This window comes from Nocardioides sp. (assembly GCF_036493135.1).
Taxonomy (GTDB): Bacteria; Actinomycetota; Actinomycetes; order Propionibacteriales; family Nocardioidaceae; genus Nocardioides.
In genome coordinates this window covers 1-1,505 of record NZ_DASXQG010000030.1, presented here as the reverse complement: position 1 = coordinate 1,505, position 1,505 = coordinate 1, and the positions used below count along the sequence as shown (strand labels likewise).

2 protein-coding genes and 1 pseudogene are annotated in these 1,505 nt (G+C 67.8%); 2 read left to right on the top strand and 1 reads right to left on the bottom strand.

The window, feature by feature from the left end; translation table 11 throughout:
* The first annotated feature begins 62 nt into the window (after positions 1–62).
* Complete coding sequence (locus VGJ24_RS04995) at positions 63–470, top strand: ester cyclase (protein ID WP_331499398.1); 408 nt, start codon at positions 63–65, stop codon at positions 468–470.
* A gap of 19 nt (positions 471–489) precedes the next feature.
* Here VGJ24_RS04995 and VGJ24_RS04990 read toward each other — a convergent pair whose 3' ends face one another.
* Positions 490–1,137: a helix-turn-helix domain-containing protein gene (locus VGJ24_RS04990; protein ID WP_331499397.1), complete on the bottom strand. Its 648-nt coding sequence runs from the start codon at positions 1,135–1,137 to the stop codon at positions 490–492.
* 77 nt (positions 1,138–1,214) lie between these two features.
* Here VGJ24_RS04990 and VGJ24_RS04985 point away from each other — a divergent pair.
* A pseudogene (locus VGJ24_RS04985) lies at positions 1,215–1,505 on the top strand (hypothetical protein); the annotation flags it as partial.

Sequence of the window (1,505 nt, the reverse complement as noted above, 5' to 3'; positions counted from 1 at the left end):
TGCTATAATATGGCAACCAATCAGTTGCTACATCAAAACCGACGGAGAGATAGGGGCTGGCCTTGTCCGACAACATCGAGATCGTCACGCGCTTCGAGCACGCGTTTCGCGCGGCCGACCAGGCGACGATCGACGAGCTCTGCGATCCCGGCGTGGTCGACCACAATCCGGCACCCGACCACGAGCCGACGCTGGCCGGCTTCAAGCACAAGGTCGCGGGCTTCAAGACGATCTTCCCCGACCTGGTCGAAGACCTGCAGGACATCATCGCCAGCGGCGACACCGTCGCCACCCGCTGGGTCGTGACCGGTTCCCTGCAACAGGACTTCATGGGAATCCCCGCCTCCGGCCAGAAGATCAGGGTCGAGGGCATGAACTTCTACCGTCTCAAGGACGGTCGCGTGACCGACATCTGGACGCAGTTTGACGGCGCCGCCATGATGCAGCAACTCGGCGCGGCCCCGGCCTGACGCCCTCCCGGCGACGCGTTTACGGGAGAAGCTGGTCGGTGAGGATCGACCGCAGCCACGTCTCGTAGCGCTCGGCGCTCCAGCCCCGGTCGGTGACGAGCAGGCCGTAGACCTCGGGCGAGGCCAGGGCGTGGATGATGTCGCCGGCGTCGCGCTCGCCGATCCCGGGCCGCAGGGATCCCGAACCAGACAGGGAGCGGGCGATGCCCTGCTGCCCCTCGTGGCGCTGCCGGGCGATCTCGGTGAGCAGCGAGGCCGCGTCCTGGTCGGACCGGGCCGCGTCGGCGAGGATACGGTGCACGGGCCCGACACGGGCCATGACCTGGCGCAGCAGCGCGGCGAACGCCGCCAGCTGGCCCTTCGGGTCATCGGCTGAGAACAGCGCACGGACCTGCGGGCGGTCCGCCATGGCCACCGCGTCGTCGTCACCTCCGATCGAGACATCGAGCAGGGCCTTGAGGATCCCGAGCTTGGAGGAGAACAGCCGGTATACCGTCGTCGGCGGGGTGTCCGAGCGGTCGCTGATCGCATCGATGGTCGTAGCGGCGTAGCCGCGCTCGACGAACAGGCTCTGGGCCGCCTCGACCACGGCCGCCCTGGTGCGGCGGGTACGCGCCTGGCGGGCGGCTCCGTCGTACGTTCGGTGCGGCTTGACATCTCGATCCATATTGGTGATAGTACTACTACCAAAACGGTAGTTCAACTACCACGAATACCTGGCTCACGGAATGTTAAGGAGCGACCATGACCAGCACGTCCACCACCTCCGTCCAGGCGGCTGCCGCCGCCATCACGTCCGTCACCATCGAGGTGCCCGACCCCGATGCCGCCGAGGCCTTCTACCGCGCCGCGTTCGGCCTGGGTACCCGGGTGCGCGTCCGCGCGTCGCAGGCACCGACGACCGGCTTCCGCGGGTTCACGCTGTCGCTCGTGGTGTCGCAGCCGTCCACGGTCGACTCACTGGTCGGCACCGCCCTCGACGCGGGCGCGACGACGATCAAGCCCGTCACGAAGAGCCTGTGGGGGTACGGCGGC